The following is a 15218-nucleotide window of genomic DNA, read 5'->3' as shown; positions in this document are numbered from 1 at the left end:
TTCAGGAACTGACGCCAGCCGTGACGATCCGTGTCCGCCATTCGGAATTGCGCCGCCCCTGTCGACATAAGCTATGATGTCCCGCCCGTACTGCTGTAGCATGCGTTAGATACGGGCTTGGGAAGGCGCACCGCGCGGTGCCGGATTGCACCATGATCGACTGGGATGACATTCGCTACTTTCTTGCCGTCGCGCGCGGAGGCTCGGTGCGGGCTGCCGGCGCGCAGCTCGGGGTGAATCACTCGACCGTGCTGCGACGCGTCGCCCAGCTCGAGGAACGCCTCGGAGCGCACATGTTCGAAAAGCTGCCTTCGGGCTACCGCCTAACGGCTGCGGGCGAGGAGGTCCTCGATCTCGCGAACCAGATGGAAGCGTCGTCGCACCAGCTGGAGACGCGCGTCTTCGGGCGCGACCAGGGTGTGCGCGGGCTTCTGCGGGTGACGCTGGCACCGCCCCTCGCGACACACCTGCTCATGCCGGACTTCGCCGATTTCGCGCGTCTGCACCCGGACATCGAGATGGAAATCCTGTCGTCCGGCGAGCTGGCAAATCTGACCAACCGAGAGGCCGACGTCGCGATCCGCGTCGTCTACGACCGCAAAACCCTGCCGCTCAATCTTCACGGCCTGAAGGGACCGGAGGTGTTCGGCGGCGTCTACATGTCCCGCGATCGCCTGGCCGCGTGGCGTGCGGGCGCGCCTGATCCCATCCGGTGGATCGTCATAAGCGTTCATGGAATTCCAGAGTGGGCCGGCGCGGGTGAGGTTCGCACCACTGGCGTTCCATTCAGGACCACGGACGCCGAGGCGCAGATCGTTGCCGTACGGCAAGGTCTCGGGATCACGACACTGCCGTGCTTCGTCGGAGATGCCGACCCCCTGCTGGTGAGGGTGCCGGGCACCGACCTGCACATGTACGGAACGCTCTGGCTTCTCACACAGGGGGAGACACGCAAGACGAAGCGCGTGCGGCTCTTCACGGAGTTCGTATCCCGCAGGCTCGCCGCCTACGCTCCGCTTTTCACGGGACTGTCCATATCGCGCGACTGACGCTCGGCGGGTCGACGCTGCGGTGGATAAGCGGACAGCGGCACCTATTGCGGTTGCAGATGCTCAGCCAAGAAGTCGATGAACGCCTCAGTCTGGGCCTGATCTGTCGACTGGCCGGCCAGAGAACATTGAACTGATCGGTCTCGGCGGGGGCATGGGCGGTGGAGGAATGGGCGGCGACGGAACAGGAGGTTTCGGAACGGATGCCTTCTCCGAAGATCCCTATGCTTCAGGGCGCGTGACCAGTCGCTGATCTGACCTCAGGCCGAACCATCGGATTGGTGCTCGGCAATCGCACTCAGAAAAACCTGGCCGAACTCCTTCAGCTTTGCCGCCCCAACCCCATTCACTTCAGCGAAGGCGTCGAGGTCGTTTGGGCGGCGCTCTGCCATGTCGATCAGGGTGCGATCGGAAAACACCACATAGGCCGGCACCTGGCGCTCCTTGGCGAGCCGCAGTCGCAAGGTCTTCAGCGCGGCCAGCAGCCCGGTGTCCACATCCGATTGCCCGAAATCCTGCCCGGAGCGCGTCTTGCCGCGCAAGGCGCGGCTGCGTACCTCGACACGATAATGGAACGGCACCTCGCCACGGCCAAGCGCCTGGCCCTTTTCGGCGATGGCGAGCCCGCCATGGCCGGCCGGATCCGGGATCAGGAACCCGCCGGCGACGAGTTGCCGGATCAGCGACAGCCAAAAATCCTTCTTATGCGCCAGTCCGCTGCCGAAGCTGGCGAGCCTCTGGTGGTTCCTGGCCAGCACCTTCTCGGTTTCATGGCCGAGCAGAATGTCGATGACATGGCCGGCACCGAAGCGTTCGCCACTCTGGGCGATGGCTGCCAGGATGATCCGCGCCTCCGCTCCGCCATCGGCGCGCGGCGCCTGGTCGAGGCAGGTGTCGCAATTGCCGCAAGGCTGCGCTTCTTCGCCGAAATAGCCGAGCAGCACCTGGCGGCGGCACTGCGCCGTCTCGCAATAGCCGATCAGCGTGTCGAGCCGGCCATGCGAGCGCCTCTTGTGCTCGGGCGGCGCATCCTCGTCGTCGATGAACATCCGGCGCATGCGGATATCGCCAAGGCCGAACAGCATATGCGCCTCGGCGTCCCGCCCATCGCGGCCGGCGCGGCCGATCTCCTGGTAGTAGGCCTCCAGGCTGCCCGGCATGTCGGTGTGGAAGACATAGGCGACATCAGGCTTGTCGATGCCCATGCCGAAAGCGATGGTCGCCACCATGACGACGCCTGAAAGGGTCATGAAGCTGTTCTGGTTGGCGTCTCGCGCCTCCTTGCTCATGCCGGCATGATAGGCGAGCGCGGTCACGCCGTTCTTCTCGAGGAAGGCCGCCATCTCCTCCGTCTTCTTGCGCGACAGGCAGTAGACGATGCCGCTGCGGCCGGGATGGCGCGCGACGAAGCGCAGCAATTGCCGCTTGCTGTCCTGCTTGGCCTCGATGGCAAGCTTGATGTTCGGCCGGTCGAAGCCCAGCACCAGGGTCTCGACGCGCTCGGCAAATAGCCGGGATTCGATGTCGGTGCGCGTGCCTTCGTCCGCCGTTGCCGTCAGCGCGATGATCGGCACGTTGGGAAAGATGCCGCGCAGACGCGACAGGTCCTCGTATTCGCGCCGGAACGCCGGCCCCCATTGCGAGATGCAATGCGCCTCGTCGACGGCGATCAGGCTGATATCGAGCCTGGCCAGCGCCTCGAGCATGCGCTCGGTCATCAGCCGCTCCGGCGCGAGATAGAGCAGGCGCGTCTGGCCCGAGGCGACGCGACGCCATGCGGCGATATTGGCATCGCGGTCGATCGAGGAATTGATCGTGTCGGCCGCCACGCCGGCAAGCCGCAAGGCGGCGACCTGATCCTGCATCAGCGCCACCAGCGGCGAAACGACAATGGTGAGCCCACCCAGGACCAGTGCCGGCACTTGGTAGCAGAGCGATTTGCCCGCACCTGTCGGCATGACGGCCAGCACATGACGCCCAGCCAGCAGCGCGTCCATGACATCGGCCTGGCCGGGGCGAAAATCATCGAAGCCGAACACGTCTTTCAGCACGCGCCGCTTGGGATCTCGCTCTTCTGTCGCGACGGCCGCCGGTGCCTGCATCACCGCGCGTCCACGGTCGGCGTGCTTATTGGCATGTCATAGCCGAACTCGGCGCAGAAACGCCGGACGCCGACGAGAAATGCCGGGGGCAGACCGTCGAGATAGGTCCTGAATTCTTCATTCCGTTCCCATTTTCTCAACGAAGCCACCCGGATCGGATTGTCCGGATCCTCGCTGAAACGAATACGCGGTGTCAGTCCGAACGACTGCGCGATTCTGTCCTGCTGCGCATCGGGCGCGCCGATCATGTCTTCGTAGCGGACAAAGAGTATCTGCCGGTGCGGTTGTGCCTTCTTCAGCCGGGTCAGCGCGTCGTATTCGGCCAGCCAGCGATGCGGCGTGACGTGGAACCGACGCTCGTGGCGTGTTTGCGGATGCGAACTTGTCAGCGTGTCGAATGGATGGCGCACACAATAGATCAAGCCGATGGAGGGAGGTAGCTTCGCCAGATGCGCAAAACCGCGCGCATCGCGCTTGACGACGAGGTTCGATTCCGGCCGATCCAGCATGTCCAGCATTGTGTATCGCGCTTCGGGCGGATGGACGAAAATATCCCCGAAACACCTCATCAGCCGCTGTGTCAGCGTCGTTCCGCTGCGCGCGCAGCCCGAAATGAAAATTCTGTTGGCGGGCGTTGCGCGTGCGTATGTGCGTCTTTGCATGCGCTGTTTCAGAGACAGCGGCACGAATCGCAGAAACTCCCGCATAACCCTTCGCGCGGCCGCTCCAAACGCAGCCTCAAGCCTGCGCGCGCCCTTCATCCGCAATTCCGCTGGCGCAATGCGGCAACCCGATCTTGCATCAGGGCCACCCGGGACGAAACGCGCCGCCTGCGGGCCACGGCCAAGATGCTCATCGCCGATGCCTGCATCAGGCAGACACCGGGCTGCAATTTCGTGGATTGGAGAGGATGTGGAAACCGGTCAAAACGACTCTCCGCATGGGCACCTTGCCTTAGCGCAGCTGACACCGGACCACAACCAGAACAAGCCGGCCCAAGGAAAGCCTGCGGCGCGAACGCGGAAGCTGACCGATTGATCCAAGGCTCGCCGCAGCACCTTCCCTTGTGAGACCTGCACCCCCGCTGGATTCCGCCACGCACCACGATGTAAGCTCGGCCCGACAAGTCAGGGAGGGCGCGATGCTGCAGGCCATTCAGGATGCTCTCGGCGAGCGGTTTCGGTTGCAGCGTGCTGCCTTCGAGGCGCAGCCTTTCCCCAACTTTGGCATCCGCAAGGATCGCCTGAAACGCCTGTTGGCGTTGACCGAGCGGCATGAAGCCGACATCTGCACCGCCATCGACACCGACTTTGGCGGCCGTTCCGCGCATGAGACGCGTCTTGCGGAACTGTTCGTCGTGCGCGCCGGTATCCGCCACGCGCTGTCGCACCTCAGGGGCTGGATGCGCGAACGCCGCGTTGTCACCACCATGCCGTTCCTGCCCGGCCGAAATCGCCTCGTCCCGCAGCCGCTCGGCGTCGTCGGCATCGTGTCGCCCTGGAATTATCCTTTCCAGCTCGCCGTCGCGCCGGTCACGGCGGCACTCGCGGCCGGCAATCGCGTGCTTATAAAACCTTCCGAATTGACGCCGGCATTTTCAGCGCTGCTGGCCAAACTCGTTGCCGAGCATTTCGCACCCGATGAGCTCAGCGTCATCAGCGGCGACGCGGAGATGGGAAAGACCTTCGTGTCGATGCCTTTCGATCATTTGCTGTTCACCGGCTCGACCGCGGTCGGACGCCAGGTCGCGATCGCCGCGGCCGCCAACCTGACCCCGGTCACGCTCGAACTCGGCGGCAAGTCGCCGGCAATCTTCGATCCGTCATGCGATCTCGACGCGGCGGTATCCAGCATTGCCTATGGCAAGCTGTTGAATGCCGGGCAGACCTGCATCGCGCCGGATTATCTGCTGGTGCCGAAGGGACAGGCAGGCACGGTCGCTGCCAAGCTCGCAACGGCGATCACGAAGCTCTACCCAACCCTGCGCGACAACCCCGATTATACCGCCATCATCAGCGAGCGGCACCACCAGCGCCTGCGCGACATGATCACCGAGGCGCGTAATGCCGGCGCCGATGTCACCGAAATCAACCCGGCCGGCGAGGCATTCGGCGCGACAAACCGGAAATTGCCGCCGACCCTGGTCCGCAACGCCGGCGCAAACCTGCGGCTGATGCGCGAGGAGATTTTTGGGCCGGTACTGCCCATCGTCGAATATGCCGGGATCGACGAGGCGATAGCCCATGTGAACGGGGCGGACCGGCCGCTGGCGCTCTACTGGTTCGGGCGCGACAGCGGCAACCGTCAACGCATCCTGCATGAGACCGTCGCCGGCGGCGTCACCATCAACGACTGCATGCTGCATCTGGTGCAGGAGAACCAGCCTTTCGGCGGCGTCGGCGCCAGCGGCGTGGGCGCCTATCACGGCGAATGGGGCTTTCGCACCTTCAGCAAGGAGAAGCCGGTTTTCCTGCAGTCCCGGCTGAGCGCGGGAGCCTTGTTGCGCCCGCCCTACGGCAAGACGTTCGAGCGGCTCTTCAGCCTGCTCCGGCATATCACCTGACCGACGCAGTCACCGCCATCACGAACACCCGGCGCGTTAAGCCTATGTTCACCATCATGCGGCAGGTTCGCATCCTGCGGTCATGTCTTGAGTACCGCGGCGCCACAAGCGCCCAGGCAACAACCCGCGCCTCTTTTGAGGTGCGGGTCTTCCCTGGCTAGCCGAGGAAATCGGCCCGGTGCGGCGTGAAGCTGTCGACCAGCCGCCCTGCTTCCAGCGCCTTGACGCCGTGCACCAGACCGGACGGCACAATGAAGCTGCCGCCGGTCTCGATGGTTTCGGTCCTACCGTCGATGGTCACCTCGAAGCGGCCCTCGGCGACATAGCTAGCCTGGACGTGTGGGTGCGAATGCAGGGCGCCGACGCCACCCTTGTCGAAGCCGAATTCGACCAGCATCAACTCGTCGGTATGCAGGAGAACGCGTCGCCTGTTGCCGTCCGGGGTCGGCGTCCAGGCGCCCTCGCCGGCATGCGCGAAAATCTTTGTGGTCATCGTCGTCTCCTCATCGCGCAAGCCAGCCGCCATCCACAGGCACCACCGCTCCATGCATGTAGTTCGACGCCGGCGCCAGCAGGAACACGGCGGCATCGCCAATGTCGCCCGCTTCCCCCCAGCGACCGGCCGGGATCCGCGCCAGGATGGCGGCGCTGCGGTCGGGATCGGCGCGCAGCGCCTGCGTGTTGTTGGTCTCGATATAGCCCGGCGCGATGGCGTTGACGTTGATGCCTTTTTGCGCCCATTCGCAGGCGAGCAGCCGGGTGATGCCGAGCACGCCATGCTTCGAGGCCGTGTAAGACGCGACACGGATGCCGCCCTGAAAGCCCAGCACCGAGGCGATGTTGACGATCTTGCCTTTCCGCTCAGCGGCCAAGGCACGCCTTGCAAAGCTTTGGCAGAGCAAGAAAACCGTCTTCAGGTTGACGTCCATGACGTCGTCCCAATCGGCCTCTCTGAGATCGACGGCATCGGCGCGGCGGATGATGCCGGCATTGTTGACCAGCGCGTCGAGCGGACCGCTTTCGTCCCAGATCCGGTCGAGCAACAGGCCGGCGGCCGAAGTGTCGGCAAGGTCGGCGCTCACCGCTTCGAATTGCCCGCCCACCGCCGCAATCTTGTCTGCCGTATCGTCCATCGACGAGCGGCCGACGCCGACCACCGCGCCCCCGGCGCGTGCGACGCACACGGCGATGCCTTGGCCGATGCCAGTGTTGGCGCCGGTGACCAGGATACGTTTTCCGGTAAGGCTGAAGGGGTCGCTCACCGCAGATCCCCCAACGCCACCGGGTCGACATCGGTATAGTCGACATTGTCGCCGGCCATCGCCCAGATGAAAGCATAATTGGAAGTGCCGGCACCGGAGTGGATCGACCATCCCGGCGACAGCACCGCCTCCTCATTGCCCATGACGATATGGCGCGTCTCGTCAGGCTCGCCCATGAAATGGAAGACGCGCGCCGTCTCGGCCAGGTCGAAATAGAGATAGGCCTCCATGCGCCGGTCATGCACATGGCATGGCATGGTGTTCCACACCGATCCTGGAGCCAACTGAGTCATGCCGACCACCAGCTGGCAGGTCTTCACGCCCTCGGCATGGATGAACTGGAAGATCGAACGCTCGTTGCAGGTGTCCTTGCTGCCGAGATCGAGGCGCTTGGCGTCGCCGATGCGGATCAGCCGGCTGGGCCAGGCCTGATGCGCAGGCGCGCTGAGCAGATAGAATTTAGCCGGCGCGGTCTTGTCCACCGAGGCGAAGGACACGTCGGTGGTGCCCATGCCGAGATAGAGCATGTCGCGCGCCTGCAATTCGAAGGACTGGCCGCCGGCCGTGATGACGCCCGCGCCGCCGATGTTGACGGCGATCAGCTCGCGACGGTCGAGAAAGTTCTTCGTGCCGGTCGGCTTAATCGCTTCCAGCGGCAGCGGTGCGCCAGTCGGCACGGCGCCACCAACGATCATGCGGTCGTAATGGGTGTAGGTCAGGCTGATGCGGCCGCGCTGGAACAGGCCGTCAATGTGGAAATTGTGACGCAGCTCATCGGTTCCCATCGCCGCGGCGGCGACCGGGTCGATGGCAAAGCGTGATGTACAGTCGATATGGCTCTGGCTCATTTTCGTCCTGACTTGAGATGGGTCATTTGCCGGCGGCGGCCTTGACCGAACTGGAATAAAAAGCCTGACGTGCATGCAGCCGCTCGCGGTAACGCTGCTGGCTGGCGGTGAGGTGTGCGCGCATCGCCTCGCGCGCGGCCTCGGCATCGCCAGAGGTAATGGCGTTGAGGATCACCAGGTGCTCGCGTTGCAGCCCGCGCTGGTAGCTGTCGGATTGCGCCAGTTCGGTCGACCAGGGCGAAGTCACGTCGCACGGGATGGCGCGCCGGCCGAGCACGTCGAGCATCTCGACATAGAAGGGGTTGCTGGTGGCGCTGGCGATGGCGCGATGGAAGGCGAGGTCGGCCGGACCGGTCGGCTCGCTGGCAAGCAGCAGCCGCTCGAATTCGAAGAAGGCTTCCTGGATCGCCGCCTCCTGCGCGGCGTTGCGACGGATGGCGGCGAGCCCGGCCGATTCGATCTCGATCGCCAGCCGCACTTCGAGCACGTTGAGTGCGATCGAATCCTTGCTGCCCATGTCGGCGGCCAGCGCGCCGAACATTGTCGAGATGTGCTCTGTGACGAAGACGCCGGCGCCCTGGCGCGGTTCGACCAGCCCGTCGGCGGCAAGCTTGGCCAGCGCCTCGCGGATGACGGTGCGGCTGACGCCGAAGGTTTCGGTCAGTTGGCCTTCGGTCGGTAATTTATGGCCGGGCAGGATCTCACCCGCCTGCAACTGCTTGCGGATCGTCGCGACCACGGTCTCCGACAGTTTGGGTTTTCTCTCGACCCTGAGGTCGGTTGCGGTGTCCGATGCCATGTCGCCCCTATTTGAAGACGCTCGGTAGCCAGAGCGAAATGGCCGGAATGTAAGTGACGAGCCCCAGTACCACGAGCCCGGCACCATAGAACGGCCAGATCGAGCGCATCGCTTCCCAGACGGATATCTTGCCCACTGCGCACGCCACGAACTGCACAGCGCCCACCGGCGGCGTATTCAGCCCGATGCCGAAGTTGAGGATCATGATAACGCCAAAATGCACCGGGTCGACGCCGTAGGCTTGCGCCACGGGCAGGAAGATCGGCGTGCAGATGATGATCGTCGGCCCCATGTCCATGAAGGTGCCGAGGAACAGCATCAAGACGTTGAGCAGGAGAAGCACGACCAGCGGATCGTCCGAGATCGCGTTCATGGAGGCTATGAGCGCTGCCGGCACTTTCAGGAAGGCCATCAACCACGAGAACGCCGCCGCCATGCCGATGATGAGCAGCACCATGGCCGTGGTGCGCACGGCACCATGGGTGGCATGAACGAAACCTTCCCAAGTCATCTGCCGGTAAACGAAGACAGTAACGAGCAACGCATAGATGACCGCGACGCAGGAACTCTCGGTCGCCGTGAAAACGCCCGATCGTACGCCACCGAAGATGATCGCGATCAGCAGCAGGCCGGGCACCGCAACAGCGAAGAGATGCGCGACGGCGGTGAAGCCCGGAAACGGCTCGGTCGGATAGCCGCGGGAGCGCGCCACGAAATAGGCGGTGATCATCAGCGACAGGGCCAACAGCAGGCCCGGAATGATGCCGGCCGTGAACAGGTCGGCGATGGAGATCTTTCCACCTGCCGAGATCGAGTAGATGATCATGTTGTGCGACGGCGGTAAGAGCAGCGCGATCAGCGCCGCCATCGACGTGACGTTGACTGCGTAATCCGCTCCATATCCACGCGCCTTCATCTGCGGGATCATCAAGCCGCCGACCGCCGCTGCCTCGGCCACCGCGGAGCCCGAAATGCCGCCGAACAGTGTAGCGGTCGCAATGTTGACCTGCCCGAGGCCGCCGCGCAAATGGCCAACAAGCGAGCCGGCGAAGGCAACGATCTTGCTGGCGATGCCGCCGCGCACCATCAAGTCGCCGGCATAGATGAAGAAGGGAATGGCCAGCAGCGAAAAGACGCTCATGCCGGAATTCAGGCGCTGGAACACGATGAGCGGCGGCAGACCCATGTAGAGGACGGTGGCAAAGCTTGCGACGCCGAGGCAGAAAGCGATCGGCGTGCCTATAAGCATCAGAAGGGTGAAGACGCCGAAGAGGATCCAGAGTTCCATGGCGTCAGACCTTCACGTTCGCCGTGTCGAGTTCGGTTGCGACTTCCGCCGGCGGCAGTTCATCGAGCACATCGTCGATCGGCGCACCGGAGAGACGAAGCACGATGCGCTCCAGCGTGAAGAGCGCGACGAGCACGCCTCCCGCGACCAGCGGGACGTAGTCCCAGCCCCCCGATATGCCGAGCGACGGCAAGGTAGCGCCCCAGGTCAATGCGACCAGTTGGCTGCCATACCAGATCATACCGATGCCGAAGGCGAGCGCGACGAGGTCCGAGATCATCCGCAGCCAACGCTTGCCGCCTTTGGGCAGCACGTAGAGCAGGACGTCGAAGCCGAGGTGATAGTTCTCGCGCACCCCGACGGCAGCGCCGAGGAAAATGAACCAGCTCATCAGCATCACCGAGCCCTGCTCGGTCCAGCTTGGCGAGCGGTTCAGGACATAACGACCGAACACCTGCCAGGCGACGAAGGCGGTCATCAGCACCAGCCCGATGCCTGCGACCCATAGCGCCGCTGTGCTGACGCGCGACATCATGCGCGCGACGCCGGACAGGGGCGGTCTGTGTTCTGGGCTGGAGGTCACCGGTTCTCTCCGCAAGAGGATGGCGGCGCGGAATGCCCGCGCCGCCGCTTGATCACTGCACGGCCTTGATGGCTTCGACCATGGCCTTCAGCTTGTCGTCCTTGACGTGCTTCTCGTAGACCGGACCCATGGCGTCGATGAAGGGCTGCTTGTCCGGCGTCGTGATCTGCGAACCGGCCGCTTCGACTTTGGCGCGCGATTCCTTGACCTTGGCGGTCCACAGCTCGCGCTGCCTGGCGACGCTCTCCTTGGCGGCCGCCTTGAAGATCGCCTGATCCTCCGGCGTCAGCTTGTCCCAGCTCGACTTCGCCATGACGAAGGCTTCCGGCACCATAGTGTGCTCGTCGAGCGAATAGAACTTGGCGACTTCCGCATGCTTGGCGGTGTCGTAGCTCGGAAAATTGTTTTCCGCGCCGTCAATGACCCCGGTCTCGATCGCCGAATACACCTCGCCATACGGCATCGGCGTCGCGTTGGCGCCGAGTGCCGCCACCATGTCGACGAAGATGTCGGACTGGATGACGCGGAACTTCATGCCGGCCAGATCGGCTAATGAGTTGATCGGTTTCTTCGAATTGTAGAAGGAGCGCGCGCCACTGTCATAAAAGGCGAGCAGCACCAGCCCGACCTGTTCGAACGCCGCCGCGATCTGGTCGCCGACCGCCCCGTCCATGACCTTGTGCATATGGTCTTCCGAGCGGAAGATGTAGGGCAGCGAGGGCACAGTGGTTTCGGGAATGAGCCCGTTGAACGGCGCCATCGAGATGCGGTTGAGGTCGATCACGCCGGTGCGAACCTGCTCGATCGTGTCCTTTTCTTCGCCTAGCTGCGCGGAATGATAGAGCTCGACCGCATAGCGGCCGGCCGTACGCTCCTTTACAAGCTCGCCGAAATATTTGACTGCCTCGACCGTCGGATAGCCGTCCGGGTGGGTGTCGGACGAGCGCAGAACCGTCTGGGCACTTGCCGTTCCGGCCATCAGTGCGGCGGCGAGCAGCGCAGCTCCCGTCAGTCTTGAAAAATGCAACATGGTTTCCTCCCTTTGCATTGCGGGCGAGTTGCCCCTTCAGAGCCGATACGCCTTTTTCGCCAGCGTATAGGTCAGTTCCCGCGCCAGCTCATGCGCCTCGTCCTCGCGCAGCCTGTGCTCGGCGACGAGACGCGCCAGGAACGCGCAGTCGACTCGCCGCGCCACATCGTGACGCGCCGGGATCGAGGGAAAGGCACGGGTGTCGTCGTTGAAACCGACGGTGTTGTAGAAGCCGGCCGTCTCGGTGGTCATCTCGCGGAAGCGCCGGATGCCTTCCGGGCTGTCGTGGAACCACCAGGCCGGCCCGAGCTTCAGCGCCGGGTAGACGCCGGCCAGCGGAGCCAGCTCGCGCGCATAGCTGGTTTCGTCGAGCGTAAAGAGAATGACGGTGAGGTCGCGCTCCAGCCCGACGCAGTCGAGCAGCGGCTTCAGCGCCGTCACATAGTCGGTCCGGGTCGGGATATCGAAGCCCTTGTCGCGGCCGAATTTTTGGAAGATTGCGGGCGAATGGTTGCGCCAGGAGCCGGGATGGATCTGCAGGACCAGCCCATCGTCGAGGCTCATCTTGGCCATCTCGGTCAGCATCTGGGCGCGGAACAGTTTTCGCTCGCGCTCATCGTCGGAACCACGGCGAACCCGATTGAACAGCTCTTGCGCCGCCGCATCCGAAAGATTGGCGGTCTCGGCCGTCGGATGGCCATGATCCGACGAAGTCGCGCCGAAGCTTTTGAAGAAGGCGCGCCGCTGGCGATGCGCGTCGAGATATCCGGCCCAGCTGCCGGTGTCGCAGCCGGTGATCTCGCCGAGCCGATCGAGATTGGGTGAAAACCCCTCGAAATCAGGATCGACGACGGCATCCGGCCGGTAGGCGGTGACCACACGGCCCTGCCAGCCGCTGTCGCGGATCATCTGGTGCCATTTGAGATCGTCGAGCGCGCCTTCCGTGGTCGCGATGACCTCGATGTTGAAACGCTCGAACAGCGCGCGCGGGCGAAAATTCTCCCACTGCAGCAGCGTTGCAATCGTGTCGTAGTGGCGGTCGGCCGTCGCGGCGGTCAGCGGTTCGTCGATGCCGAACAGATCGGCAAGTACGTGGTCGAACCACAGCCGGGTCGGTGTGCCCCGAAACAGATAATAGTGCTCGGCAAAGCGCCGCCAGATCGTCCGGCCGTCGGTTTCGACAGGCGCGCCGTCCAGCGTCGCGACGCCGAGATCCTCGAGGCGGACGCCCTGGCTGAACAGCATGCGGAAGATGTAGTGATCCGGGACGATGAGCAGTTGCGCCGGATCCGGGAATGGCTCGTTCAGCGCATACCAGCGCGGATCGGTGTGGCCATGCGGGCTGACAAGGGGCAGGTCCTTGATCCCGGCATAGAGATCACGGGCAATCGCGCGCGAATGCGCCTCGGCGGGAAACAGCAGATCCGCATGGGTCAGTGTCACGGTCATCCTCCCAAGGCCACTATCGGTAGGGGCGGCAAGAAATAATGTCAACATACAAAAATCCGATTGTTGTATGATGACTTTTCGACCCATTGTGTGGCAGGAAATCGAATGTTACGCCGCTTTGCCGATCCCTGCCGAGGCCACTCATGTCATCCGACCAGACCAGTCGCACCACGACGACCGAACGCCTTTCCACGAAGACGGTGCGCGCGCTGCCGGCTTCGATCGCGACACCTGCGTATGATCGCAGCCGCGTCGTCCCGGGCATCGTGCACCTTGGTGTCGGCGCCTTCCACCGCGCCCATCAGGCAGCCTATGTCGACGATTGCCTGGCGGCAGGCGACGCGGATTGGGGCATAACAGGCGTTTCGCTGCGCAGCACCGACACGCGCGACGCTCTCACGCCGCAGGACGGGCTCTACACGCTGGCGATCAGAAGCAGTGGAACCGAAAGGCTTCAGGTCATCGGTTCGATCGGTGTGATGCTGGTGGCGCCGGAGGATCCCAGGGCGGTGCTGGTCGCGCTGACCGATCCGCGCACCCGCATCGTCACGCTGACGATCACTGAAAAGGCCTATCTGAGGGCGGCAGGCGGCGGATTGGACGCCGCACATCCCGATATCGCCCATGATCTGGCCAATCCCCGGATGCCGAAGACAGCGCATGGTTTTCTGACCGAGGCGCTTGCCCGGCGACGCGCCGCCGGCACGCCGCCCTTCACTGTCCTGTGTTGCGACAATTTGCCGGCCAACGGCGCCACGCTGCACCGGCTGTTGGTCGAATTCGCCCAGTTGCGAGATGCCGGGCTCGCGCAATCGAGCGATGTCGGAATTGCCGACCACATCGCACAACAAGTCGCGTTTCCCTCCAGCATGGTCGATCGCATCGTGCCCGCAACCACTGACGCCGATCGGGTGCGGATCGCTGAAGAACTCGGCGTCGAGGATGCCTGGCCCGTGATGACCGAGCCGTTTTGTCAGTGGGTGGTCGAAGATAAGTTCCCGACTGGCCGGCCCGCGTGGGAACAATTCGGCGTCACCATGGTTCGCGATGTCGGCCCGTTCGAGGACATGAAGCTCAGGCTGCTCAACGGCTCGCATTCGGCCATCGCCTATCTTGGCCTGCTCAGCGGTCATGCCACCGTCGACCGCGCCTTCGCCGACCCGGCGATCCGGCAATTCGTTGATGCATTGTGGGCCGAAGCCATCCCGACCCTGCCCGAGGATGCCGGATTGGACACGAGCGCCTATACTGCGGAGCTCGCGGAGCGTTTTTCCAACACTGCACTTGCCCATCGCACGGCGCAGATCGCCAATGACGGCAGCCAGAAACTGCCGCAGCGCATCGTCGCCTCCGCCATCGAATGCCTCGAAGCCGGTACTGAATTGGTCCATCTAACCCTGGTGGTGGCTGCCTGGATCGCCGCTTGCGCCGCGCGAGGAAAAACCTTGCCGGCGGGACATTTCACCGATCCGCTCGACGCGGCGCTGACGGCACTTTTGAGCGAGCAGCTGCCGGCCAACGAAACCGTGACCGCGGTGTTCGACCTGGCCGGCTTCGCTGGGGATCATGCCGAGCGGCAGACGTTGATCGAACTCGTGGCTGTCCATCTCGTCCACCTGCGGCGCGATGGTCCGGTTCTGGCCTTCGCCGCGCTCGGCATACAGAGCGAGCAGGCCTGAGCTACGGCCTCGCGGTTATGATGTCGGCGGGACAGCGCCCCTAGGCGCGAAGGATCGCGACAGAACGCCCGTCCTGCGCGCTACCAATGGCATGAATTCCAGAGTCTGCGCTCAGGCCTTACGCCGGCAGGATGGCGCCTTCCAGCGTGGTGAGCTGGCTAAGGAACTGTTCCGCCTTGCTGCGAGCCTCGTCGTCCTTGGCATCAGTGGCGTCTTCCTTGGCTTCCTGGATGCGGCGCGCGAGATCGGCGCGGTCGACATCCTTCACCGCGACAGCCGATTCCGCCAGCAGCGTGCAGCCGGCCGGAACGATGTCGGCGAAGCCGCCGAACACCACATAGCGCTCTTCGCCGCCCGCCGCGGTCTTCACCGTGACGACGCCCGGCTTGATCGTGGTCATGACCGGAGCGTGATGCGCCATGACGGTCATCTCGCCTTCGGCGCCGGGAATGACGACGGATTCGACCTGCTCGGAAACGAGCAGACGCTCCGGCGAGACCAGTTCGAACTTGAAAGCTTCAGGCATGATCAATTTAGTGAGTAGGGAATAGGAACTAGGCAGTAGT

The 15218-nt window shown here is 63.9% G+C and carries 14 protein-coding genes; 3 read left to right on the top strand and 11 right to left on the bottom strand.

Annotated features, from left to right (window positions below; genetic code table 11):
• The first annotated feature begins 152 nt into the window (after positions 1–152).
• Positions 153–1049, top strand: coding sequence for a LysR family transcriptional regulator (locus NKJ04_RS18385; protein WP_352677026.1), 897 nt, complete (start codon positions 153–155; stop codon positions 1047–1049).
• Positions 1050–1309: 260 nt separating this feature from the next.
• Here the strand turns inward: NKJ04_RS18385 and recQ are convergent, their stop codons facing one another.
• Together recQ and NKJ04_RS18375 are read right to left on the bottom strand one after the other, a co-directional pair.
• Positions 1310–3151: a DNA helicase RecQ gene (recQ, locus tag NKJ04_RS18380; RefSeq protein WP_128304053.1), complete on the bottom strand. Its 1842-nt coding sequence runs from the start codon at positions 3149–3151 to the stop codon at positions 1310–1312.
• A complete protein-coding gene (locus tag NKJ04_RS18375) occupies positions 3151–3912 on the bottom strand; it encodes a sulfotransferase family protein (RefSeq protein ID WP_128304054.1) in 762 nt (253 codons plus the stop codon). Before NKJ04_RS18375 ends, recQ begins: the two co-directional genes overlap by 1 nt.
• Before the next feature lie 380 nt (positions 3913–4292).
• Here NKJ04_RS18375 and NKJ04_RS18370 point away from each other — a divergent pair, with 380 nt between their 5' ends.
• Entirely contained in the window at positions 4293–5714 is a 1422-nt protein-coding gene (locus NKJ04_RS18370; protein WP_352677024.1) for a coniferyl aldehyde dehydrogenase, read from the top strand.
• Between the two features lie 157 nt (positions 5715–5871).
• On the opposite strand, the gene NKJ04_RS18365 is transcribed toward NKJ04_RS18370, so the two are convergent.
• The 8 genes from NKJ04_RS18365 to uxaC all read right to left on the bottom strand — a co-directional run bounded on the left by NKJ04_RS18365 (position 5872) and on the right by uxaC (position 12973).
• The gene (locus tag NKJ04_RS18365) at positions 5872–6207 is read right to left on the bottom strand and encodes a cupin domain-containing protein (protein WP_023811768.1); all 336 of its coding nucleotides are present in this window, start codon (positions 6205–6207) and stop codon (positions 5872–5874) included.
• 10 nt (positions 6208–6217) lie between these two features.
• A complete protein-coding gene (gene kduD, locus NKJ04_RS18360; RefSeq protein ID WP_352611359.1) occupies positions 6218–6976 on the bottom strand; it encodes a 2-dehydro-3-deoxy-D-gluconate 5-dehydrogenase KduD in 759 nt (252 codons plus the stop codon).
• Positions 6973–7824: a 5-dehydro-4-deoxy-D-glucuronate isomerase gene (gene kduI, locus NKJ04_RS18355; RefSeq protein WP_128304057.1), complete on the bottom strand. Its 852-nt coding sequence runs from the start codon at positions 7822–7824 to the stop codon at positions 6973–6975. The genes kduD and kduI overlap by 4 nt, the downstream gene beginning before the upstream one ends.
• A gap of 22 nt (positions 7825–7846) precedes the next feature.
• Entirely contained in the window at positions 7847–8623 is a 777-nt protein-coding gene (locus NKJ04_RS18350; RefSeq protein WP_128304058.1) for a FadR/GntR family transcriptional regulator, read from the bottom strand.
• Between the two features lie 7 nt (positions 8624–8630).
• Positions 8631–9911, bottom strand: coding sequence for a TRAP transporter large permease (locus NKJ04_RS18345; protein ID WP_127269374.1), 1281 nt, complete (start codon positions 9909–9911; stop codon positions 8631–8633).
• A 4-nt stretch (positions 9912–9915) separates the two neighbouring features.
• Positions 9916–10446, bottom strand: coding sequence for a TRAP transporter small permease (locus NKJ04_RS18340; protein WP_031213442.1), 531 nt, complete (start codon positions 10444–10446; stop codon positions 9916–9918).
• A gap of 100 nt (positions 10447–10546) precedes the next feature.
• Positions 10547–11524, bottom strand: coding sequence for a TRAP transporter substrate-binding protein (locus NKJ04_RS18335; protein ID WP_023811762.1), 978 nt, complete (start codon positions 11522–11524; stop codon positions 10547–10549).
• A gap of 36 nt (positions 11525–11560) precedes the next feature.
• Complete coding sequence (gene uxaC / locus NKJ04_RS18330; protein ID WP_352677020.1) at positions 11561–12973, bottom strand: glucuronate isomerase; 1413 nt, start codon at positions 12971–12973, stop codon at positions 11561–11563.
• A 143-nt stretch (positions 12974–13116) separates the two neighbouring features.
• On the opposite strand from uxaC, the gene NKJ04_RS18325 reads away from it, so the two are divergent.
• The gene (locus NKJ04_RS18325; protein ID WP_023811760.1) at positions 13117–14652 is read left to right on the top strand and encodes a mannitol dehydrogenase family protein; all 1536 of its coding nucleotides are present in this window, start codon (positions 13117–13119) and stop codon (positions 14650–14652) included.
• Between the two features lie 118 nt (positions 14653–14770).
• Here NKJ04_RS18325 and NKJ04_RS18320 read toward each other — a convergent pair whose 3' ends face one another.
• The gene (locus NKJ04_RS18320) at positions 14771–15178 is read right to left on the bottom strand and encodes a F0F1 ATP synthase subunit epsilon (protein WP_023811759.1); all 408 of its coding nucleotides are present in this window, start codon (positions 15176–15178) and stop codon (positions 14771–14773) included.
• Positions 15179–15218 lie beyond the last annotated feature (40 nt).

The organism is Mesorhizobium sp. M0618 (assembly GCF_040320765.1).
GTDB lineage: Bacteria > Pseudomonadota > Alphaproteobacteria > Rhizobiales > Rhizobiaceae > Mesorhizobium.
This window is presented reverse-complemented; position numbering and strand designations above follow the sequence as displayed.